Source organism: Nonomuraea guangzhouensis, from assembly GCF_019396345.1.
GTDB lineage: Bacteria > Actinomycetota > Actinomycetes > Streptosporangiales > Streptosporangiaceae > Nonomuraea > Nonomuraea guangzhouensis.
Map to the genome: position 1 here is coordinate 40,682 of NZ_JAHKRM010000035.1, position 20,581 is coordinate 61,262.

A 20,581-nucleotide genomic window follows, 5' to 3' on the forward strand; every position below is an offset into this window, starting at 1 on the left:
CGACTGTAAGACTGACCCGCCTTTGGCCATTACCTGATGTAAGGGCCAAAGAAGGAGCCTGTGTGCTGAATGACGAGGAGTTCGCCGCTCTGTTCGATGCGTACCGCCCCCGGGTGTACGCGTACGCGGTGAGCAGATGTGGTCGCCGGCTGGCCGAGGAGGTGGTCAGCGAGACGTTCGTGGTCGTGTGGCGACGGCGGGACGTCATCCCGGCCAAGGCGCCTTTGCCCTGGCTGCTGGGTGTGGCGCACAACGTGATCCGCGAGCTCTATCGCGACGAGCTCCGGCGGGCGGCGCTGGACGAGGCGCTGCGCGTCTGGACCGAGGAACTGGAGGGAGACGTGGCCGACCAGGTGGCCGAGCGGGCCACCGCGATGAAAGCCCTGTCCACGTTGAGCGACGCGGACAAAGAGGTGCTGACCTTGGTCGCCTGGCACGGGCTGACCTCGGCGCAGGCGGCCGAGGTGGTGGGAAGTTCGCGATCGGCGTTCTTCGTCCGGTTGCATCGGGCCCGTCGGCGGCTGGAGGCCGCCATGAACAACGTGACGGCGGCCGGCCCCCGGCCCGCATTCATCCCGGAGGAGGAGAAGTGAAGCGGAAGAACGCGCTCGATCTGCTGGCGGCGGCCCGGCCCGCCGACCTCGACCTGCCGGGGTCGCCCCAGACGATGGAGGAGCTGCCCACGCCGGTGCGACGGGGCCGCGCTCGGTGGGTCGGGGCGGTCGCCGCGTCGCTGGCCACGGCCTCCGTGATCGGGGCGCTGGCCCTCCCCCGCCTGCTCGATCCCGGTGTATCCACGGGGCACATGGCTACCCATTCCGCCGGGAACGCGCTGGACACGGCGGCCCGGAACGCGGCCGCGCAGCGGCAGACGCCCGGGCGGTTCTGGCACACCGAGGGCCTGATCCTGGGTGAGGAGGTCATCGGTGCACCGGACAACCGGTACCGGATCAAGACCCGGGTCCAGACCGGCCGCTGGGTCCCGCGCGACCCGGCGACGCGGACCGTGTTCACCGAACGCGGCCTGCCCACCGTGCCGGCGTCCGGACAAGAGGAGCAGGCGTGGCGGCGAGCAGGGAAGCCCAAGCTGTGCGGCAACGACACCGACTGCAAGAACGACACGGCTCCGCTCGGACGCACGAGGTTCATGTTCATGCCCGGCACCTGGCCCTACGGAGATCAAGGGCTCACACTTCCCGCCGCTGAGCTGCTCGATCTGCCTCAGGAACCGGACGCGCTGCGCGAACGCCTGCTGGCGTTCTGGCCCGCCTACAGCGAGTCCATGAAGGACTGGCCGTCACCGCCCCCGGGGAGCTCGCTGCCCACGAAGGACTCCTGGCTCCGCGGCATCTCCCTGGACCTGCTCCAGCACGCCCCGATCTCAGCGGGCACCCGCGGGGCCCTCTACCGGATGGTGGCGAACCTGCCGGGCACCCGCGCCCTCGGCCAGATCGCCGACGCCGAGGGACGCCTTGGGATCGGCATCGGATGGACCCAGGCTGTGGGGGACGGACAGAGCGAGCAGCAACTCATCGTGGAGGAATCCAGCGGCCGGCTGCTCGCGTTGCAGAGCGTCGTCGTGAAGCCCTGGTCGCGGGACCCGGCGGGCAGCGAAGGGGCCGCGGGCCTGCCCGCGGGAACCGTCTACGACGCACTCGTCTACCAGCGAGCCGCCTGGACCAACACCCCCGCCCGGCTTCCCGAGGGGTGCTCTGGCGCCGTTCAGACCGACCGGATGGAGTGCGTCGGCTGAGAGCCGCGGCCTGCCACGGCGTTGCCGGCCTTCGTCGCCGAACTGCTCGGCCGGTCAGTCGGCAGTTGGGTAGGGCAGCAGGCTCGTGTCGGTCTTCTCCCAGGCCGCTTTCAGCTCCGCGAGCAGTCCCGGCCGGTCGGCGGCGAGGTCGGCCTGCTCGCGGGAGTCCCGCGTGAGGTTGAACAGATAGTCCGTGCCGTCGGCGGCCACGCGCCGCCGCCCTGACCGCTTCCGTCGGGGCGGCGCCGCTCTTTTCGCGCGGACCGGAAGCCGCTACGCTGATCACGATGAATACCTCCTGCATCAGATTGGGGGCCCCGTTCACGCAAGGTGAGTGCTGATGACGCACTCGACCTCGAACGAGGATTCCCGCCTAACTCTCTGGCTGCGCGTACGTGAATTCGCCGTGCCGCCCTCCATGATCGAGTCAGCGACCGCCCGCCGTACCTCCGGAGACTGGGCAGCGGCGTGCGCGGCGGCACACGTGGACGTCGATCTCAACCTGCGCCACATAGCGCGCCTCCACGGCCGGGAACTGGCCACCCACCTCCGGACCGACCTCCGCCACCTGGCACCTGACCTGCTGCGCTGGCACATGCCGAGGATCGCCCCCAATGGCCTGATACGTCCGGGCCTGACCTTCTCGCTGGCTCGGTACCACGAGGTTCACCTCGTGGTCAGGACCCCGCCGGCCTGGGCGGATGCCGGTCAGCGGATCAGCTTGGCGCTCTGGGACGGTTCCCGGTCCGGACCGAATCCGTATCCGCACCCTCATCCGAATCGACGCTTCCGCCTGGACCTGCATCGCCACTTGTGGGATGCGCGCAAGGCCGGTGAGCTGCGTGCACGTGCCGAAACGGCGCCGCACGCACGGGGCTGGGCCGTCGATCGATGGCCGGCCGAGGCCCGGTTGCTGCTCGATGCCGAGGGGCAGGACGGGGGTACGGTCGCCGTCCGGGTCGGCGGGCGGCGTCAGGTGATCCTGGATGTGGACGCGTCCCGGGTCAGCGACACCGTCCCGGAGCGCGTCTTGCCTGATGCGGCGACCTGGGTGCTGCCCGACCTGGCGTTGCTGCGTGCCGGGCTGATCGAGGCCGACCGGCTGCACCCGCTCGTCGCCGCGGCGCTCGTACCCGGCCGTTCGCCGGACGCCAGGCCACCTGGCCATCAGAGCGAGAACGGGCCGCGAACGGTCGAGTGCCGCGGCGCCCAGCACCGGATCGGGCTCGTGAACGGCGTGCTGGTCGCCCTGGATCACGACGCGACCGAGATCCGGCGCGAGAAACTGCTGGCCGAGTTGACCGGCACCCTGCTGCCCTGTTTGCGGCTGATCGAGGAGACCCACCGCTCCCCGGAGTGCCTCCTCGACGTCCGCGCGCGGCTGGAGCACGGCGACGCCGCCGGTGCTCAGGCCACCGTCGACGGTCTCCTCGGACCTGGTACGCGGCTGCCCGACGGCCCGCTGTCCGACGTGCTGGAGAAGGCGGCGCGGCGGCGGATCGACCACGGGCTGTTCCGTGCCGGGCTCGGGTCAGGGCCGGGACCGGCCGAGCGACCTTCCCGCAAGGGCCGGGCACGCCCGCGCCACGCCACATCCAGCTGACGCTTTCCCAACCCTCAAAGGTGATTCATCATGCTTTCGTCTGTTCATGCCGCGCGCCTCGAAGTCGCCGGCGACCTGCTGTCCCTGCTCCGCGACACCACCACGGAGCCACGTACCGACACACAGCTGGAGGCCCTGACCCTGGCCGTGGCGGCCGATCTGCCCGTCCTGCTGTGGGGGGAGCCGGGGATCGGCAAGACCGCGGCGCTGCACCAACTCGCCGAGGCGCTCGACCTGCCGCTCACGACGGTGATCGCCAGCGTGCACGAGCCGTCCGACTTCTCCGGCCTGCCGGTGGTCGGTGACGATCCCGCCGTGCAGGGCGTCCCGATGGCGCCGCCGGATTGGGCGGTAAGTCTGGCTCGTGCGGGCCGGGGACTGCTCTTCCTGGACGAGCTGTCCACGGCACCGCCCGCCGTACAGGCCGCCCTGCTCCGTCTGGTTCTGGAACGGCGGGTCGGGGCCCTGCGGCTCCCGGCTGGTGTCCGGATCGTGGCGGCCGCCAACCCGCGTTCCTCCGCCGCTGACGGCTGGGAGCTGAGCCCGCCGCTCGCGAACCGGTTCGTCCACCTGCAATGGCGTCACGATCACGACGTCGTCGTACGCGGTCTCGGCGGGACCTGGCCGCGTGCGAGCCTGCCGTGGCTCCACCCGGAGCGGTTGTCCGAGGCGGTGGTGTTCGCCCGGCGAGCGGTGTGCGGGCTGCTCACCGCCCGCCCCGATCTCGTGCACCGGTTGCCGAACAACGAGGCGCACCGAGGTGGCCCGTGGCCATCACCTCGCAGCTGGGAGATGGCGTTGTGCCTGACCGCTTTCGCCACCGCGGCGGACGCGTCCAAGGACGTGCTGTCCATGCTGGTCAGGGGCACGGTGGGAGACGGGCCTGGGCTGGAACTGCTCGCCGCCATGGATCGGATGGACCTCCCCGACCCCGAGGCGCTGCTGGCCGATCCGGCGACGGCCGAGCTGCCCCAGCGGGGTGACCTGCGCCAGGCCGTACTCGACGGTGTGGTCGCGGCCGTGCGGAAGCGGCCGGAGAAGGACCGGTGGAAAGCGGCATGGGCGCTGCTGGTGCGCGCGCTGGAGACCGGCGCCCCGGACCTGGTGGTCGTGCCCGCCTCCACGCTCGCCGCGCTGCGCCGCGCGGACTGGCAGGTCCCGGCCTCGATAGAGCGGCTCGCCGGGGTGGTCTCCCTGAGCAGGAAGGCGGATGAGGTCGCGGCGCGGGTGACGGGCTGATGGACCTGGAGAAGCTCTTCACCGCCCGGTTGTACGCCGCGCGGGCCCGGCCCTATCTGGCGACGGCGCTGTTCGCGCTGCACCCGGTGGAGTCGCGGTCCGTGCCCACGATGGCCGTGGATCGGCACTGGCGGTGTTACGTCTCACCGGCCTTCGTCGCGCGGACCCCCGTCGAGGAACTGGCCAGCGTGTGGGTGCACGAGCTCTCCCACCTGCTGCGCGACCATCACGGCCGCGGCGACCGGGTGGCCCAGGAGCGGGAGCTGACGGGACGGGGAGAGCGGCTGCGGATGAACATCGCCGCCGACCTAGAGATCAACGACGACGTGTACGGTGACGGGCTGGCCTGGCCCGAGGACGCCGTCCAACCGAAGCTGCTGGGGTTGCCCGAAGGCGAGCTCATGGAGGACTATCTGCGCCAGTTCCGGCTCGGGCCGCACACGCAGGGTCTGGTCTGGCTGGACTGCGGCAGCGGCGCCGACGGACTCGACCGGGAGTGGGACCTCGGGCCGGAGGGCGCGAACGGGCTCAGCGACCACGAGCGGGAGGCGGTCCGGTTCCGGGTGGCGCAGGGCATCAACGCCCATCCGGGGAGCGTGCCGAAGGGATGGCGGCGGTGGGCGGAGGAGGCCTTCCACCCGCCACAGCCGTGGCGGGAACTGCTCGGCACGGCCATCCGCTCGGCGGTGTCAGGACCCGGCGTTGGCGAGGACTACACCTACGGCAGGCCGCCGCGGCGCTCCGCCGGCCTGCCCGGTGTCGTCCTGCCGAGCCTGCGGCGCAGGCCGCCGCGGATCAGCGTGGTCATCGACACCTCCGCGTCGGTCAGCGACGCCGAACTGGGCAGCGCGTTGCTGGAGGTCGCCGCGATCGTCCGCGCCGTGGGCGGCCGGCGCGACCTGGTCAGCGTTCTGTCCTGCGACGCGGCGGCCCGGGTCGCGGAACCGCTGTGCCGGGCCGAGGGGTTGACGCTGGTGGGCGGCGGCGGCACGGACCTGCGTGCGGGCATCGCCAAGGCGTCGCGGGCGAGTTCGCGGCCGGACGTCATCGTGGTGCTGACCGACGGGCAGACGCCGTGGCCGCGGGAACGGCCGGCGTCCCGCATGGTGGTGGGGCTGTTCTCCCGGCTCAAGCGGTCGTACGAGGACGATCCCGAGTACGTGCCGGACACGCCGCCTTCATGGGCACGGGTGGTCGACATCGGCTGACCGCGGCCGAAAAACCGTTTGAGTCCTCCTGCCGCGCTCCTGTAGGTTGCCCGCGGCCCGTCGTAGTGAGGACAGAGGACAAGACCGCGTGACCCCGCCTGCTCTTTAGACCTGACACCTTCCGCTCACTTTCAAGCCGACTCTGACGTCGGCTCTGCCGGGCTGCCCGCGTGCGCCCGGTCATTCAGCGTTTGAGGCCGCGCGTAATCGGCCTTGTGTCAGGTCTAGAGAGATCATGTCTTCACAACCTCATACTGTGCTGCCCTGGGTCGTCCGTCGGACCAGGCTGCCGCTGCTGTCGCTGCGGTGCGTGGACTGCCGGTCGGAGTCGGCCACCGCCGGCGAGGGCAGGTTCCGCGTCAACGCCAACGGCAAGCTGCTGGACGTGTGGCTGCTGGTCCGCTGCGTGTCCTGCGATCGGACGAGCAAGCTCACCGTGCACGAGCGAGCGCCGGTCAGGTGCTTCGATCCGGCCGAGCTCGATGGTTACCACGCCAACGATCCGGAGCTGGTGGCGTCCAGGCTGCTGGACCCGCTGCTCGCCCGGCGCAACCGCTTCACCCTGGACTGGAAGGGGGCCTGGCGGCTGGACACCCCGTCGGCGTGGCTCGACGAGGGGTGGCCGGTCCAGCTGGAGGTCGTCTTCGAGGATCCGGTGCCGGTACGCCCGGAGCGGCTCGTCGCGCAGGGGCTCGGCCTCAGCAGGAACGAGGTGCTGCGCCGGATCAAGTGCGACATTCCGCTGCGCCGTCCGACGAGCGCCGGGTTCACCTTCACCGTGATGGCCGGGGAACCTGCCCGCCCAGCCGGCTGCTAGAGGTCACTTCATCGGTGGAGGGCGTCCGGAGTGTCGTCCTCCACCAGGAAGCCGCCGGACTGGTGATGCCAGAGCCGGGCGTAGGAGCCCTCGGATTCGAGCAGCTCACCGTGAGTGCCCTGTTCCACGACCTCGCCCCGGTTCAGGACGACGAGCCGGTCCATGCGGACGACGGTGCTCAGGCGGTGCGCGACCACGAGTGCGGTGCGGTCCTGCATCAGCTCCCACAGCGCTTCCTGGACGAGGATCTCGCTCTCCGAGTCCAGGGCGCTGGTCGCCTCGTCCAGCAGCAGGATCGGGGCGTCGCGCAGGATGGCGCGGGCGAGGGCGACCCGTTGCCGCTGGCCGCCGGAGAGCTTGACGCCACGCTCGCCGACCAGGGTGTCGAATCCCTTCGGCAGCGACTCGACGAACTCCGTGACGTGCGCCGCCCGCGCGGCCCGCATGATCTCCGCCTCGGTGGCGCCCGGCCGGGCGAAGGCGATGTTGTCCCGCACCGTCCGGTGGAACATGGCCGGCTCCTGGGGCACGTACGCGATGAGGCTGCGCAGGTCGGCCTGCCGCAGGCGGGCGATGTCCTGGCCGCCGATCAGGATCCGGCCACCGTCGACGTCCATGAGGCGCAGCAACAGCCGGGTGAGCGTGGTCTTGCCGCCGCCGGACTGGCCGACCAGTCCGATCTTGGCGCCGCTGGAGATGTCCAGGTCCAGGCGGTCGAACAGGGGCGGACCGCCGGCGTGCGCGAACTTCACCCGGTCGAAGCGGATGCTCCCGTCCGCCGGGCGCAGCGGCTGCGGGTCGGCCGGATCGACCACACCCGACGGCACGAGCAGCAGCTCGGTGAACTGGGCGGCTTCGGTGAGCACGCTCTCGAGCCGCCGGTATATCTGGTTGAACTCGAACATGACGCTGATCGTGTTGGAGTAGTAAGTGAACGTCACCACGACGGCCTCCACGCCCAGACCGCCCCGGAGCGCGACGGCGAGCAGCAGGCCGAGGGCGCTGGTGAGGATCGAAATGGGGGCGACCACGGTGTCCACGCGCAGGTTGCCGTAGTCCCAGGAGTGCAGCGACAGTTTCCGCTGCTCGGCGACCCTGACGCGATGCTCGGCGGCCTCGCGGTCCTCGGCGGCGAACGCGCGTACGGTGTCCATGTTCGCCAGGACGTCGGCGACGTGGCCGGAGACCCGCACCTTGGCGGCCTCACGCTGGTCGACCAGCGCCTGGCGGCGGCGGATGAGCGGCGCGACGACGCAGCCCGTGACGATGATGAGGCCCACCAGAACGAAGACCAGCAGCGGGTGATAAGCCCACAGCACCACCGAGGCGAAGGCGATCGGCACCACCTTGGCCATGATGGAGAAGGTCAGCGTGTCGACGAAGTCCTCGAACCGCGAGGCGAACCCCAGCACCCGTTTGGTCAGCGACCCGGCGAAGTTGTTGTGGAAGAACGCGGTGTCCTTGGTCAGCAACTCGTCCATGCCCACCACGCCGAGGTGCTCGATGCCGCGGGCGTCCGTACGGTTCAGGAAATGCAGTCCGATCCGCCACAACACCTCACCGGCCAGCAGCAACCCGGCGAAGCCGAGCACGTACGGCAGGAGCGCGCCGACGGAGCCGTCGCCGCCGGCGGACAGCTGCCCCACGATGCCGGCCACCGCCAGCGGCGCCAGGTAGAACAGGCAGATGTTGCCGAGCGCGGGCATCGTCAGCGCGAGCGCCGAGACGCGCCACTGACGCACCAGCTCACCGGAGTAGTGACGCAGCGCGAGCAGGACCGCCGACTTTCGTACGGATGAAGCGCCTTCGGTGCCCTGAAGTGATCCGAGCACAGCCATTCGCCCCTCCCGAACCCCGGCAACCGCCCGTGACCATGCTGCCGCAGGGGGTACGTGGAGGCGACTGGTTTTCCGGCCACCTGGATCGGTCTCACCGGCCTCAGTCGCGGCTGGGACGGCTCAGTCCCAGAGCTCCGTCACAGCACCACCATGCAGACGTATCCGCATGAGATGGCGCTCGCCCCGCACTGCGCCTCAGCGGGGATGTCGAGTTGCCCGTAGTAGTTGGAGGCCCACGTGATGATTTTTCCGGTGGCGGTCAACGCCATGCTGGCCAAGTTTCCCGCGGAGATCGCGACGACATCGGCCTGTGCCTCGTACGGGACTTCCAGTTGTCCGTAGTCGTTGTTGCCCCATGCGAGCACGGCACCATTTTTGAGGGCGAGGGTGAAACCGCCGCCCGCGGAGATGGCGGTGACACCGGACTGTGCTTCGGCGGGCACCGTCAGGTTCGCGGGAAGGTTTTCTCCCCAGGTGATGACGCGGCCGTCCTCCCGCAGCGCAAGAGCATGTTGCCTGGCGGAAATCGCGACGATGCCCTCCTTCGCTTCATCAGGAACGGGGACGTATCCATTCCATTGGATGACGCCGCCGTTCTTGAGAAAGAGGCCGTACGAGCTTCCGCCATTCGCGCCGGTGATAGCGGTGACACCGGATTTCGCCGCTTCAGGGAGGGTTAACTGGCCGTCGTAGGTCCCGCCCCAGACGATTACGCCACCGTCTCTGAGCGCGAAGGCATACCTGCCGGCCGTCGCGATCGCCGTGACGTCTCTGGTCGCCGCGACAGGTACTCGGGACAGCCTTTGCTGGTTGACGTCATTGAGGTTGAAGTTTCCCCAGGTGGTCACCCGTCCGTTCTTGAGCATCAGGTTGTACATGTTCGCGCATGCCCCGGTGGAGATGGCGGTCACTCCCGACCACCCGGCCTCCGGCACTGCCGGGGCGCTGTTCGGACCCCATTGGAGGATCTGGCCCTTGCCTGGATCGCACTCCTGTGTGATGGATCTCGTCCTTGATCGCGCTTGCGCGGCGGGCGCTTGCGCAAGCGCCCCGCCCAGCGCGGCGGCCGGCAGGCCGACCGCGACCGTACGCATGAGTTGACGTCTACTGAGCACGGAGCCTCCATGAGCTGGTCTGACCCTTGCCGTCGGCCCCCCTCACCAGGCACGGGCGCTTGGTCAACGCTTCCCCTACCTGGTCATGGCCGACGCCTGAGGATGTTAGGAGACCGATCTTCCGTTCTTCTTCCGTTCCGGTTCCCGCTGTTCTCGGAAGCCCCCGGGTGGGGAGCTTCCGAGAACAGCGGAGCCTCGGTCAGGAAGCGAATCCGAAGGCCGCAGGAGCGTCAGGCAGGCCCCATTGCTGGTCGGGGTGGAGGTGGCAGTCCCAGATCACGAGGGGGGTGCCGTTGGCGGTGCTGCCGTTGTTGGCCAGACCGACACACTTGGCGGTGCCGGCGGCGAAGCTGCGGATCGAATAGAGGTTGGCGCCCAAGGCCGCGAACCGCCATTGCTGATCGGGGTGGAGATGGCAGTCCCAGATCACGAGCGGGGTCCCGTTGGCGGTGCTGCCGTTGTTGGCCAGGCCGACACATTTGCCACTGCCGGCGAGAGTACGGATGGAACGGTCGTTGTTGCCCTGCCAGATCTGGTCGGCATGGAAATGACAGTCCCAGATCACGAGTGGGGTGCCGTTGGCGGTGCTGCCGTTGTTGGCCAGACCGATGCACTTGGAGACACCGGCGTTGCTGCGTAGAGCGGTGGAGGAAAGCGACTTCGCTTGGGCGACGGCAGGGAAACCGAGGGCCATGGCGAACATGACCAGGACCGTTAACACGCGGCGCTGGAAGCCGATCTGGTGGCGCACGTGTTCTCCTTTTGGACGGTGATGGTTCTCCTCTGAAGGCGTTCCATCGCCGTTCCACGACGAGTTCACATGCGTCGCTTCATCCGATTGTCAGGAGGATGATCGCCGCGGCTACAGCCGTGTCGAGTATCAAGCAGAATTCGGCGAGCGAACGGGTCACGACCTTGTTCGTCCTGTAGTGGTAAACGTCCCATGCGGCGTGGCCGAGGAGGCCCAGCGCCACCAGGAAACTGCCGACCGTCGCATTGACGAACAGCGCGAGCGTGGCCGCGGCGCCGAAAACGAGCATGGCGAGCGACTGTGACGGCAGCCCCGCCGGGTCGGATCGCGTGCCGGCGCGCAGTCGTCGTACGAGGCCGTAGCCGCCCAGCAGCACACCCAGGCCCAGCACCGCCCAGGTCGCCTCGAAGTCCTCGTCGATGATGTCCGCGGCCAAGATGACGGCGAGGGTCGCGAAGAACACGGGCCAGGTCGCGGACTGTTTTCCCACGGCGGCCGCCCCCAGGTACACCACCGCAGAGGCGGCCAGCAGCTTCGCCAGCTCGACTCCTTCGGCCATGTCGAGGATCACGAGCGCGGCCACCCCCACCCCGACCAGGACCGGCCAGTGCCGCAACACCGCTCTCGGGATATCCGGGGCACCCGGGTCAGGCGTCATCGGCCATCGGGCTGAACTGGATGCCGGCCAGTCTCCACGCCCCCTCCTGCTTCACCCAGACCTGCGACACCCGCACCCGCAGCGCCACCGCCCGGCCGTGTGAGGTCGCCTTGTTGCTCTGCACGTTGCGGACGATCGCCGTGTCGCCGTACAGCCGGACGTCGATCTGGCTGGTGTCCAGGGCGTGGTACTGGAATTGGGCGTGGCGGCCGATCCATTGGTCCTTGTCGAGTACGTAACCCTTGGGGCCGATCGACTGGAAGTCGTCGGTCAGTAGTTCGCGCAGGCGTTCGGCGTCCGCGGCCAGCTCAGCTGCGTCGAATTGCTGCTGAAGGCTTAAGACCGTCTCTTTCTCCGTGCCCTTCATAAGAGCTGAGCATAGGTGTGATGTTGCGGAATAGGAAAGGCGTCCAAAATATTCGATGAAATGTCCGGTGAATGTCCGGTCAATTGCCTGTTCGGTAACTGTCCGGTCTGGTTCTATGACGGGGTTACTTGAGGCAGGGTAAGGGTCAGAACGGCTCCCCCGTGGGGGGCGTTGGCCGCGGTGAGGGTGCCGCCGTGCAGGTGCGCGTTCTCGGTGGCGATGGCCAGGCCAAGTCCGCTGCCGTCGGTTCGGGGGCGGGCGGCGTCGGCCTTGGTGAAGCGGTCGAAGACGTGGGGCAGCAGGTCGGCGGGGATGCCGGGCCCGTCGTCGGAGACGGTGAGGGTGATCTGGTCGGTACCGGTGCTGACTCGGATGAGCACCGTCGTGCCGCCGTGCCGCAGCGCGTTGCCGACGAGGTTGGCGAGGATGACATCGACGCGGCGCGGGTCGAGGCGGGCCCGCAGTCCTGGGGGAACGTCGGTGCGGACCTGGTCGCGCCAGTGCCGCAGGGCGAGCGTCTTGGCGATGAGCTCGCCCAGGTCGACCTCGTCGAGGTTCAGTACGGCGGCACCGGCGTCGAAGCGGGACACCTCGATCAGATCCTCCACCAGGCGGGTGAGCTTGCGGGTCTCGTCGGAGACCAGGTGCAGCGCCTCGGCGGTGAGTGGTGCGAGGTGGCCGGCGGCGGCGTCGGCGTCGAGGACTTCGGTCACGGCGGACATGGCCGCCAGCGGCGTGCGCAACTCGTGGGAGACGTCGGCGGCGAACCGGCGCGCCCGCGCCTCCATGTCCCGCAGCGTGGCCGCGTCGGCCTGGAGCGTGGCCGCCATGGTGTTGAAGGTACGGCCGAGGTCGGCGAGTTCGTCATCGCCGGTGACGCGCACCCGGGTGTCCAGACCGCCTCCCGCCATCTGCTCGGCGGCCGTACGCAGCCGCCGGACCGGGCGCAGCAGTCTGCGCGCGGCCAGCAGCGCGGGGACGATGGAGGCCAGGGCGACGGGCAGGGCTCCGGCGCGGGCGGCGGCCGCCAGGGTGTCCACGTCCTGCTCCTGGGAGGCCAGGGAGAAGGAGGCGTAGACGATGAGCGGTGGGGGGCTGTGCGGGCGGGCGGTGGCGGTGACGGGAAGGGCCACGGCCAGCCAGGGCGTCTGGGCGTGGTGGAAGCGCTGGGCCAGCGCGGTGGTCGCCGAGGCCGCTTGGGCCCGCAACTGCGCGGGCAGCGGTGGCGTCCGCGCGTCGGCGGTGATGAGCGGGCCGCCGCGATACGACAGGGCGGTGCGCCAGCCGCGCGTGCCTGACGCGCGGTCCAGTTGCAGCGCCAGCGTACGCAGGTCCGCCTCGGCGGGGTCCGCGGGCAGGTCGGCCGCCCGGGAGGTGATGTGGGAGCGCAGTTCCTGCACGGCGTCGGCCTGGGCGCGGTCCACGATCGCGGTACGGCCCTGGCGGAAGGTGAACGCGGTGGCGGTCAGCGCGCTGAGCGCCGAGACCAGGAGGAACACCAGGACGAGCTGTGCCCGCAGGCCGCGGATCACAGGGGCCCGAAGCGGTAGCCGAAGCCGCGCACGGTCTGGATGTAGCGCGGGTCGCGCGGGGTGTCCTCGATCTTGGCCCGCAGCCGCATCACGCACGCGTCGACCAGCCGGTAGTCGCCGTGGTAGGCGTGTTCCCACACCTGTTCCAGGAGTTGCTGGCGGCTGAAGGTCTGTTCGGGCGCGGCTGACAGGAACAGCAGCAGCTTCAGCTCTGTCGGCGCCATCGCCACTTGCGCGCCGTGTTTGAGCACGCGCAGGGCGACCCGGTCGATGAGCAGGTCGCCGTGGGTGGTGCGGGCCTGGTCGGCGGTGGTGGGCTGGGTGGTACGGCGCAGCACCGCGCGCATGCGGGCTTCGATGACCTCGCTGCTGGCCGGCTTGATCACGTAGTCGTCGGCGCCGGCCTCCAGCCCCACGACGACGTCCACGTCATCGTCGCGCGCGGACAGGATCACGATGGGCACCTGGCTGAAGGCACGGATGCGGCGGCATGTCTCCAGACCGCTCATGCCAGGAAGCATCAGGTCCAGCAGCACGAGGTCCGGCGCGCTCGCGATGAGTTCGGCAAGCCCGTCCTCGCCGGTCGCGACGAGCAGGGTTTCGTGGCCCCTGTGGCGCAGGCCGATGCTCACGCCCCTGCGTACGGCCGGGTCGTCTTCTATCAGCAGCACACGAGTCACGAGAAGCCTTTCTGTCCGGTCGGGACGGCCGACCCGCTGTCATCGCACCTGACCGGCCAGGGATCGCCCGCCATGCCGGGCTCGAACACGTCGATGACGGGGTTGCCGCCGAGGGCCTGGGCCGTGGCGGCCGTACACACGAGCTGGCTCACCGCCAGGTGCGGCAGGTCGCGGATCAGCCATGGCAGACGCAGCTCGACCCGGCCCTCGGTCACCTTGGCCCGGACCGGTCGGGTCGTGGAGGGCAGTTGCGTGATGAGCCCCCGGGCCCGCTCGGCCGCTGTGGGGCCGTCCAGCAGCGCGTTCATCGCCTGTTGCAACCGGTCTCCGGCGGGTGCCGGCCGGGACACCGGCCAGGTGCCCTGGGGCGTGACGAAGTACAGCCGCAGCAGACGGCTGCTGCTCTCGGTCAGGCCGCCCTGGGCCGGCGGCCCGGCGGGGCGCGCGTCGGTGTCGGTGATCCCGCAGCCCGTCAGCGTCGCCGCCGCGAACAGGACGGTCGCCACGCGGCCCAGCACCCCAGGCATGTTCGCTCCCTCGTACTTCGGCGTGCTCTCTCCGGCTACAGCTGGTCGAGCCTGCTCACGTCGACCGTCCCGGCGCCGGGCTCCGGCCGTGGTATCGCCGACCACAGCCCCGCCGTCATCATCCCCGCGACGGTCAGCGCCGCCCAGCCGCGCCGTCCGGTGGTCCATCGGGCGCGCAGCCGTACGGGATCCTCGACGGCGACCTTCGAGATTATGGCAGCCAGCAGCGACAGCCCGGCGGCGATGATCGTCCAGCCCCAGCCGTCGAGCCCGGCCACCGGCCGGGGCAGCAGCAGATAGACCGGCCAGTGCCACAGGTACAGGCTGTAGGACAGCTCACCCAGCCGACGCGGTACGACACTGCCGATCACCCGGCCCACCAGACCGTCCGGCTTGTTGGCCAGGAGCGCGATCAGTGCGGCGCTGCCCAGGGAGTGCGCGAACATCCCGCCCTGGAACAAGCCGGGGGCCTTTTCGCCGCTGGTCAGCAGCCATGAGGCGGCCAGCCCGCACAGCAGCGGAACGCAGATCACATCCACTGCCGTACGCGACAGGCCGGCCACGGCGTCTCGGACGGGCGCCGTGGTGGCGGCCGCGCCGAGGAGCAGGGAGAAGGCCCGGGTGTCGGTGCCCTCGTAGGCGCGGGTGGTGTCCACGGCCGCCCCGAGCTTGATCATGAGCAGGAGCGAGACGAGCGCGCCGGCTACCGCGACGAGCGCGACCCGCCGTTGCCCGCCGGGCCCCCTTCCGGCCAACGTCACCAGCAGGGGCCAGGCCAGGTAGAACTGCCATTCGACGCCGATGCTCCACAGGTGGGCGAACAGGCGGGTGCCGGCGGCGTTCCAGTATCCGATCCGCTCGCCGATGAAGTGCCAGTTCACGCTCTGGGCAGCCACCCATGGCGCGTCCTGGAGGGCGGACCTCAGCATGTCCGGCCTGGCGTACGCCCAGGCCAGCAGCAGCGTCGAGGTGACCATGACGGTCAGCGCGGGCAACAGACGGCGGGCCCTGCGCCCCCAGAACGCCACCAGATCGAGTCGTCCGCGGCTGCCGAGTTCCTCCAGCAGCAGACCGGTGATCAGGAAACCGGACAGGACGAAGAACAGGTCGACGCCCAGGAAGCCGCCGCTCATGTACCCGGCGTGAAACAGCAGGACCGCGGTGACGGCGAGCCCGCGCAGCCCGTCAAGCGCGCCGATGTGCGCACGGCGAGAGGCTGGAGCCATCAGCCGCAGCCGAGTTTGGCGAAGCGCTCGTCGCCGGTCCACGGCCCGGTGGCCCAGACACTGGGTGCGGCCGGGGTGAAGCCGCCCAGCTCGCCGAGCCGCTTGACGAACCAGGTGGCGAAGGCCGCCGACCCCTGCTGGCAGGAGTGGATGCCGTCCTTGGCACGCTGGGCCTTGGCGGCGGCGTGGTCGTTCCCCCACAGTTCGGCGGCATCCAGGTAGACCGCGTGAGCGGCCTTGGCCGCCATCGCGGGCGCGCTCTTGATCGCGTTCTCGTGCGGCTTGAAGAATTCGTCGATCTTGAACGGCGGGGCGGACACCAGCACGAGCCGGGCGCCGGCGTCCTTGGCCGCTTGGGAGAGCTTCTGGTAGGCCGCCAGTTGTTGGCGGGCGGTGCCCCAGTCGTAGGTGGTGATCTGGTAGGCGATCACCGTTGGCCGGTAGGAGGCGAGGTTCTCCTTCAGCGTCTTCCAGGTGTCCGCGGCCGTCATGGCCGTCACCTTGTTGTCACCGGCGACGATGTTGCCGCCGCCGTCGGAGGTGGCGTTCCTGAACGCCACGCCGCCGGCCTTCAGCGCCGCCTCCAGGGCCGGGGCCTGCGCGCCTGCGATGGAGTCACCCATCCACAACACCCTGACGCCGGTTGCGGCCTGTCCATTGGATGCGCCGCATCCCGCGAGCGTGGCCGCGATCGCGACGGCTGCGGCTATAGGGGAGAGGTTCGTCGGTTGCATGGCCATCAGGAAAACAGGCGAATCCACCGGCCGGCCGCGTTGTCATCGTTTCATCACACGATGGGGGAACGGCTGTCACCGATGTCCGGTGAATGGCCGGTTGGTGACCTGGTCTTGCCGCGCGCGGACGTAAAGAGTGGCCCCAAGAGACCTGCGATCCGTGGCCACGGCGCCGGCGTATTCGCGCACCACTCCGGAACGGAAAGGAAAGGCGTCATGACCCTGCACATCAAGAAAATGGCCGCCGGGCTGTGCACGGCGTTCGCGCTGATGGCGGGCGGGATCGCGAGCACGGCTCCGGCGTCGGCTGAGTCCACGGCCGACTTGGCGCTCGCCGTGAGCTGCTCGAACTCGGCCGCCCCTGGGGGCTCCTTCCTGGAAGCCACCTACTCCCAGCCCAACGCCTGCCTGAAGTGCCGAGCCTCAGGAGAGGTCTACGAGGCGACCGGAAACTACCGCGCCTACTGCAAGAACGTCCGCGACGGAAGCAGCGTCGTCGCAGTTCAGCTCTGGCTCTTCTGCGTGGTGTGCAGGAACGAGGAGGCGGCGGCGGGCGCGCTCTAGCGCGGTGATCAGGAGGCCGGCCGGTCCCCGTCGAGTGCGGAACGCAGCACGCCGACCACGATGGCGAGCTCGGACAGCAGCCCGGACACAGTGGTGCGGTCGCCGCCGTTGATCGACACCATGCGCAGTTCCTCCGGTTTGGGGAGCTTCGCCATGATCTCGGGCAGCAGGCCGATCAGCTGGGCCTGCAGGCTGGCCGGGGTCTGCTGGTTGTCGATGTCGGCCCGCAGTCGCGTGCGCTCCACGTCGAGCAGGGCCCGCTCGTGGTCGGACTGTGTCCGGGAGCGGGCCAGATCCAGCTCGCCGTCGAGCTCAAGGCGCTTCAGCTCCTGCTCCCGCTCGACCCGGAGTCGGCCGGTCTCGGCCTCCTCGGCGTGACGTTCGCGTTCCATCCGCAGGGCGTGCCGGGTGGTCTCGGTCTCCAGTTCGGCGACCGCCCTGGAGTCGTCGTGCTTTCGCTGGGTACGGCGCAGCCGCTCGGCCACCTCGGTGTCGAACTGCCACGCCTCGTTGCGGGCCCGCAGTTCGGCGAGCTCTCGCTCGTACTCCAGGCGCTGGGTCTCCTTGAGCCGCTCGGTCGCCATCTCGCGCTGGGCGACGGCCTCCTCGGACTGCAGTTCGGCCAGCCGGGCGATCTGCCCCTGTTCGGCCCGGTACGGCTTCTGCAGGTTCTCCCAGAGCCGCGACGAGCTGACGACGGCTTCCTTGATCTGGACGGTGACGATGCGCAGGCCGAGCCCCTGGTCGCTGTCGGCCTCGCCCTCGGCCACCGCGCGTAGCCGGGCAGTCAGCTCCTCGATGATGGGCTGCTTGTCGCTGAGCACGTCGCGGACGCCCATGGTCGCGACCTTGTCCTTGATGGCCGCCTCCGCCTGTTCGCGCAGTTGGAGGTTGACCAGCCGCATCGGGTCCTCGGAGTCGCCGAAGTCCAGTTTGCGGTAGGCGATGGGGAAGGTGTGGATGATCCACTGAACGTACCCCTGCACCAAGACGCCCTGGAGTTCGCGGCAGATGCAGTACGCGTTGATCAGGATGGTCTGGGTGGCGCCCGGAACTACCAGGAAAGAGTCCGTGGCCGGGTTGAAGCGGAATGAGACGCCTAATCCGATGTGCAGGGGCTCTTCGCGGCCGCGGCGAGTGTGTACGACGAAGGCGTTCGGCGGGACGAGGACGTTCTTCCAGCGCCAGAAGCCGGTGATCCGGACATCCACCGGACCCGGTGTCAGCCTGTCCGGTGCCGAGCCCAGAGCCCGGTCGCGCTTGGCCAGCGGGCCCGCCACGGGCGCCGGCTCACCGGGGGCGGAGCCGCGGCGAGCCCTCAGATCGTCCTCGAGCACCGCCTGCTGTGCGACCACCTGTTCCAGATAGGCGTTGCCTCTGTCAGCGGTGCTCATCGTCCCCTCCGCCCAACCTCACGACTGCCGATGAGTCTCGTCTACGCCGCCGAATCACCGCAACCGAAAAGTGCTTGCTGGAGCCGGCGGGGTAGGAGAGCCGAGGGGAAGGAGCCGGGATGTGGCGTCGTGGTCAGGTGGAGATCATCCAGGTGCGTACCAACCTCGGCCTGGTGCCCGGCGTCGAGCGACTTGGTGGCGCGCTGCTTGACGAAGGCCTGGCCAAGGCGCTTGACGCGACCGTCGGGCCGGTGGTGGAGGCGCCCCCGTACTCGCGGGATCGCACTCATCCGAGTCGGCTGCTCAACGCCGAGGCCATGGCCGAGGTCGCACTGCGCCAGGCGGTCGCGGTGGGAAACGCGCTCGACGCGGGCCGCTTTCCCCTCGTGCTCGGTGGGGACGACAGCGTCATCTTCGGCAGCCTGCTGGCGCTGCGCCGCAGAGGCGCCCATGGCCTGGTGTTCCTCGACGCGCACACCGACTTCTACCCGCCCGAGGACTCCCCGACCGGTGAAGCGTCGGACTCCGAGCTGTACCTCGCCTTCGGGCACGGCACCGACCTCATCGCCGACCTGGACGGCTCGAAGCCGCTGGTCGCCGCCCGCGCCGCGGCGCTGATCGGCCGGCGCGACCCCGACGAGCAGCGGGAGACCGGCGCCGCGCTGAGCGCCACCGACGCCCTGGTCGTCTCCCTCAGGGAGATGCGCGAGGCGGGGGCGGAAGCCACGGCAAGGCGGGCGCTGGCCCACCTGGATGGCGCGGGCGTGGAAAGGTTCCTCCTGCACGTCGATGCCGACGTGCTCGACGACGCCCTCATGCCGGCGGTGGATTATCGCCTGCCGGACGGGTTGGGCAGGCGGGAGTTCGCTGTGCTGGCGGGGACGCTGCTGGCCGATGGGCGGGTCGCGGCCCTCGACGTCACGATCTACAACCCCACGCTCGACCCCGGTGGCGAAGCGCGGCGCAACCTCACCGGCTGCCTGCTCGACGCGTTCGAGCATGGGCGTTAAGTGGCGAGCACGTTCTGGCCGGGGGCGTGACGGTGGTCGGATGGGCGCCGGTCGTGTCCTGAATCGCCATGCGGTCCATGATGGCGCATCGGGTGGCGATCCGGGCGTACGCAATTTTGCGAATGGGCGGAAACTCCGTCGGCATGCATTCTTGGGGCTGTCGCCGAAATCGGCGATATACACCCCAGGAGGATTCCATGAAGTCGACCAGCCGGATCAAGAAGATCTCCGTCCGCCGTACCGGCGACGTGCGTCTCACGAGCGCCGCCTGCTCCTGCCCTTACCCGGCCAGCAACTGACGCGCGAATAGCGGATAACGGGGGGCCGTGCGCTCCGGTGCACGGCCCCGTCTTTCCCTACGGAGAATGTCCATGGGTGACGTCGCGGTTGCTTTTCACGAGTTGAGTTTCGTCCCCGAGGGGGACGAGGTGGTGGTCGGCAGGGTCGATGCCGATTCGTACGCGGTCCTGCCCGCCGACGGCGCCGCCCTGCTGCGCGAGATGACCAGAGGCGTGCCCCCCGAACGCGCCGCGCGCTGGTACGAGGACACCTACGGCGAGCCCGTCGACATCGAGGAGTTCCTGGAGACCCTGCATGAGCTGGGGTTCGTGCGTACCTCGGTCGCGCCGGAGCAGGCCGGGACGGGACGTCTCCCGCTGCGCGGGCTCGGCCGGGCGGTGTTCTCCCCGCTCGCCTGGATCGGCTACGCCGCGGTGTTCGCCCTCGCGGTGCTGGCCGTCGTCGGCGATCCGGCGCTCGCGCCGAGTCCCGGGCACATTTTCTTCACCGATTCGCTGCTCGTCGTGCAGCTCGGGATAACGTTCGGGCAGCTGCCGTTGATATTTTTGCACGAAGCATTTCACACACTTGCCGGCCGGCGGCTCGGGCTGCACAGCCGGCTCGGTGTCAGCAACAGATATCTGTACATTGTTTTCGAAACGCGTATGAACGGGCTGCTGAGCGTTCCGCGGGCGAAAAGATATTTGCCGTTCCTGGCCGGGATGGCGTGCGACGTGGTGGTGTTCGCGATTCTCGAACTGGTCGCGGACGCCACCCGGCAACCGGACGGCGATTTCTCGCTGATCGGCCGGATCGCGCTGGCGTTCGCGTACACCGTGGTGATGCGCTTCGCCTGGCAGTTCCAGCTCTACATGCGCACCGACCTCTACTACGTCTTCGCCACCGCGCTCAACTGCCACGACCTGCACGAGGCCAGCACGGCGTTGCTGCGCAACCGCATCTGGCGGCTGCTCGGCCGGACCCGGCGGCTCGTCGACGAGCAGCAGTGGACCGAGCACGACCGTCGCGTGGGCCGCTGGTACGGGCCCTTCATCGTGCTCGGCGTCACCGTCATGCTGCTGATCGCCGTGCTCGGCTCCGTGCCCGTCGTCGTGCAGTACGTCCAGACCGCGGCGCACGGCATGCGGCAGGGGCCGCTGCATCCGGCGTTCTGGGACGGGGTGCTGGGGCTGGCACTCGTGGCCATCGCGTTCGTCCTTCCGGCCTGCCTGGCCCGGCGCAAGCGCAGGCGCCCGGCCTCCGTCACCACCGAGGAAGTGAGCTGA

At 69.7% G+C, this 20,581-nt stretch carries 21 protein-coding genes; 9 read left to right on the forward strand and 12 right to left on the reverse strand.

Features of this window, described 5'->3' with window-relative positions; translation table 11 throughout:
• Nucleotides 1-62: 62 nt before the first annotated feature.
• Together KME78_RS50365 and KME78_RS50370 are read left to right on the forward strand one after the other, a co-directional pair.
• Nucleotides 63-593, forward strand: a complete 531-nt coding sequence (locus KME78_RS50365) for an RNA polymerase sigma factor (protein WP_219537134.1) — start codon at nucleotides 63-65, stop codon at nucleotides 591-593.
• Entirely contained in the window at nucleotides 590-1,753 is a 1,164-nt protein-coding gene (locus KME78_RS50370) for a CU044_5270 family protein (protein WP_219537135.1), read from the forward strand. Before KME78_RS50365 ends, KME78_RS50370 begins: the two co-directional genes overlap by 4 nt.
• Before the next feature lie 54 nt (nucleotides 1,754-1,807).
• Here the strand turns inward: KME78_RS50370 and KME78_RS50375 are convergent, their stop codons facing one another.
• Entirely contained in the window at nucleotides 1,808-1,963 is a 156-nt protein-coding gene (locus tag KME78_RS50375; RefSeq protein WP_219537136.1) for a hypothetical protein, read from the reverse strand.
• Nucleotides 1,964-2,093: 130 nt separating this feature from the next.
• On the opposite strand from KME78_RS50375, the gene KME78_RS50380 reads away from it, so the two are divergent.
• From KME78_RS50380 to KME78_RS50395, 4 genes are all read left to right on the forward strand, one after another.
• Nucleotides 2,094-3,356, forward strand: a complete 1,263-nt coding sequence (locus tag KME78_RS50380; RefSeq protein ID WP_219537137.1) for a hypothetical protein — start codon at nucleotides 2,094-2,096, stop codon at nucleotides 3,354-3,356.
• Nucleotides 3,357-3,386: 30 nt separating this feature from the next.
• Nucleotides 3,387-4,595 carry an AAA family ATPase gene (locus KME78_RS50385; protein ID WP_219537138.1) on the forward strand — a complete coding sequence of 403 codons (1,209 nt, stop codon included), beginning with the start codon at nucleotides 3,387-3,389 and terminating at the stop codon, nucleotides 4,593-4,595.
• Nucleotides 4,595-5,803 carry a vWA domain-containing protein gene (locus tag KME78_RS50390; RefSeq protein WP_219537139.1) on the forward strand — a complete coding sequence of 403 codons (1,209 nt, stop codon included), beginning with the start codon at nucleotides 4,595-4,597 and terminating at the stop codon, nucleotides 5,801-5,803. Before KME78_RS50385 ends, KME78_RS50390 begins: the two co-directional genes overlap by 1 nt.
• 256 nt (nucleotides 5,804-6,059) lie before the next feature.
• Nucleotides 6,060-6,620: a DUF1062 domain-containing protein gene (locus tag KME78_RS50395; RefSeq protein ID WP_219537140.1), complete on the forward strand. Its 561-nt coding sequence runs from the start codon at nucleotides 6,060-6,062 to the stop codon at nucleotides 6,618-6,620.
• 8 nt (nucleotides 6,621-6,628) lie between these two features.
• Here KME78_RS50395 and KME78_RS50400 read toward each other — a convergent pair whose 3' ends face one another.
• The 10 genes from KME78_RS50400 to KME78_RS65415 form a co-directional block, all read right to left on the reverse strand.
• The gene (locus KME78_RS50400; RefSeq protein WP_246653934.1) at nucleotides 6,629-8,458 is read right to left on the reverse strand and encodes an ABC transporter ATP-binding protein; all 1,830 of its coding nucleotides are present in this window, start codon (nucleotides 8,456-8,458) and stop codon (nucleotides 6,629-6,631) included.
• Between the two features lie 137 nt (nucleotides 8,459-8,595).
• Nucleotides 8,596-9,552 carry an RCC1 domain-containing protein gene (locus KME78_RS50405; protein ID WP_219537141.1) on the reverse strand — a complete coding sequence of 319 codons (957 nt, stop codon included), beginning with the start codon at nucleotides 9,550-9,552 and terminating at the stop codon, nucleotides 8,596-8,598.
• Between the two features lie 220 nt (nucleotides 9,553-9,772).
• The gene (locus KME78_RS50410) at nucleotides 9,773-10,324 is read right to left on the reverse strand and encodes an RICIN domain-containing protein (protein ID WP_219537142.1); all 552 of its coding nucleotides are present in this window, start codon (nucleotides 10,322-10,324) and stop codon (nucleotides 9,773-9,775) included.
• Nucleotides 10,325-10,403: 79 nt separating this feature from the next.
• Nucleotides 10,404-10,943: a hypothetical protein gene (locus tag KME78_RS50415; protein WP_219537143.1), complete on the reverse strand. Its 540-nt coding sequence runs from the start codon at nucleotides 10,941-10,943 to the stop codon at nucleotides 10,404-10,406.
• Between the two features lie 28 nt (nucleotides 10,944-10,971).
• Nucleotides 10,972-11,349, reverse strand: coding sequence for a nuclear transport factor 2 family protein (locus KME78_RS50420; protein ID WP_219537144.1), 378 nt, complete (start codon nucleotides 11,347-11,349; stop codon nucleotides 10,972-10,974).
• A gap of 113 nt (nucleotides 11,350-11,462) precedes the next feature.
• Nucleotides 11,463-12,881, reverse strand: coding sequence for an ATP-binding protein (locus KME78_RS65410; protein ID WP_219537145.1), 1,419 nt, complete (start codon nucleotides 12,879-12,881; stop codon nucleotides 11,463-11,465).
• Nucleotides 12,878-13,561: a response regulator transcription factor gene (locus KME78_RS50430; protein ID WP_219537146.1), complete on the reverse strand. Its 684-nt coding sequence runs from the start codon at nucleotides 13,559-13,561 to the stop codon at nucleotides 12,878-12,880. Before KME78_RS50430 ends, KME78_RS65410 begins: the two co-directional genes overlap by 4 nt.
• Nucleotides 13,558-14,088, reverse strand: a complete 531-nt coding sequence (locus tag KME78_RS50435; protein WP_219537147.1) for a GerMN domain-containing protein — start codon at nucleotides 14,086-14,088, stop codon at nucleotides 13,558-13,560. The genes KME78_RS50430 and KME78_RS50435 overlap by 4 nt, the downstream gene beginning before the upstream one ends.
• Nucleotides 14,089-14,123: 35 nt before the next feature.
• Nucleotides 14,124-15,314, reverse strand: coding sequence for an acyltransferase family protein (locus tag KME78_RS50440; RefSeq protein WP_246653939.1), 1,191 nt, complete (start codon nucleotides 15,312-15,314; stop codon nucleotides 14,124-14,126).
• Nucleotides 15,314-16,054 carry an SGNH hydrolase domain-containing protein gene (locus KME78_RS65415; RefSeq protein WP_308127433.1) on the reverse strand — a complete coding sequence of 247 codons (741 nt, stop codon included), beginning with the start codon at nucleotides 16,052-16,054 and terminating at the stop codon, nucleotides 15,314-15,316. Before KME78_RS65415 ends, KME78_RS50440 begins: the two co-directional genes overlap by 1 nt.
• Nucleotides 16,055-16,264: 210 nt before the next feature.
• Between KME78_RS65415 and KME78_RS50445 the strand changes: the two genes are divergently transcribed.
• Entirely contained in the window at nucleotides 16,265-16,612 is a 348-nt protein-coding gene (locus KME78_RS50445; RefSeq protein WP_219537148.1) for a hypothetical protein, read from the forward strand.
• A gap of 8 nt (nucleotides 16,613-16,620) precedes the next feature.
• Here the strand turns inward: KME78_RS50445 and KME78_RS50450 are convergent, their stop codons facing one another.
• On the reverse strand, nucleotides 16,621-18,006 hold the full coding sequence (locus KME78_RS50450) for an SPFH domain-containing protein (protein ID WP_219537149.1): 1,386 nt from the start codon (nucleotides 18,004-18,006) through the stop codon (nucleotides 16,621-16,623).
• Nucleotides 18,007-18,125: 119 nt separating this feature from the next.
• Here KME78_RS50450 and KME78_RS50455 point away from each other — a divergent pair, with 119 nt between their 5' ends.
• Together KME78_RS50455 and KME78_RS50460 are read left to right on the forward strand one after the other, a co-directional pair.
• On the forward strand, nucleotides 18,126-19,016 hold the full coding sequence (locus KME78_RS50455; RefSeq protein ID WP_219537150.1) for an arginase family protein: 891 nt from the start codon (nucleotides 18,126-18,128) through the stop codon (nucleotides 19,014-19,016).
• Nucleotides 19,017-19,387: 371 nt separating this feature from the next.
• Entirely contained in the window at nucleotides 19,388-20,581 is a 1,194-nt protein-coding gene (locus KME78_RS50460; protein ID WP_219537151.1) for a hypothetical protein, read from the forward strand.

Excerpts from the sequence above, each read along its gene's own strand:
- KME78_RS50420 (WP_219537144.1), bottom strand. The coding sequence starts at position 11,349 with ATGAAGGGCACGGAGAAAGAGACGGTCTTAAGCCTTCAGCAGCAATTC.
- KME78_RS50435 (WP_219537147.1), bottom strand. The coding sequence starts at position 14,088 with ATGCCTGGGGTGCTGGGCCGCGTGGCGACCGTCCTGTTCGCGGCGGCG.
- KME78_RS50400 (WP_246653934.1), bottom strand. The coding sequence starts at position 8,458 with ATGGCTGTGCTCGGATCACTTCAGGGCACCGAAGGCGCTTCATCCGTA.
- KME78_RS50390 (WP_219537139.1), top strand. The coding sequence starts at position 4,595 with ATGGACCTGGAGAAGCTCTTCACCGCCCGGTTGTACGCCGCGCGGGCC.
- KME78_RS65415 (WP_308127433.1), bottom strand. The coding sequence starts at position 16,054 with ATGGCCATGCAACCGACGAACCTCTCCCCTATAGCCGCAGCCGTCGCG.
- KME78_RS50460 (WP_219537151.1), top strand. The coding sequence starts at position 19,388 with ATGGGTGACGTCGCGGTTGCTTTTCACGAGTTGAGTTTCGTCCCCGAG.
- KME78_RS50380 (WP_219537137.1), top strand. The coding sequence starts at position 2,094 with ATGACGCACTCGACCTCGAACGAGGATTCCCGCCTAACTCTCTGGCTG.
- KME78_RS50440 (WP_246653939.1), bottom strand. The coding sequence starts at position 15,314 with ATGGCTCCAGCCTCTCGCCGTGCGCACATCGGCGCGCTTGACGGGCTG.
- KME78_RS50445 (WP_219537148.1), top strand. The coding sequence starts at position 16,265 with ATGACCCTGCACATCAAGAAAATGGCCGCCGGGCTGTGCACGGCGTTC.
- KME78_RS50450 (WP_219537149.1), bottom strand. The coding sequence starts at position 18,006 with ATGAGCACCGCTGACAGAGGCAACGCCTATCTGGAACAGGTGGTCGCA.
- KME78_RS50385 (WP_219537138.1), top strand. The coding sequence starts at position 3,387 with ATGCTTTCGTCTGTTCATGCCGCGCGCCTCGAAGTCGCCGGCGACCTG.
- KME78_RS50405 (WP_219537141.1), bottom strand. The coding sequence starts at position 9,552 with ATGCGTACGGTCGCGGTCGGCCTGCCGGCCGCCGCGCTGGGCGGGGCG.
- KME78_RS50455 (WP_219537150.1), top strand. The coding sequence starts at position 18,126 with ATGTGGCGTCGTGGTCAGGTGGAGATCATCCAGGTGCGTACCAACCTC.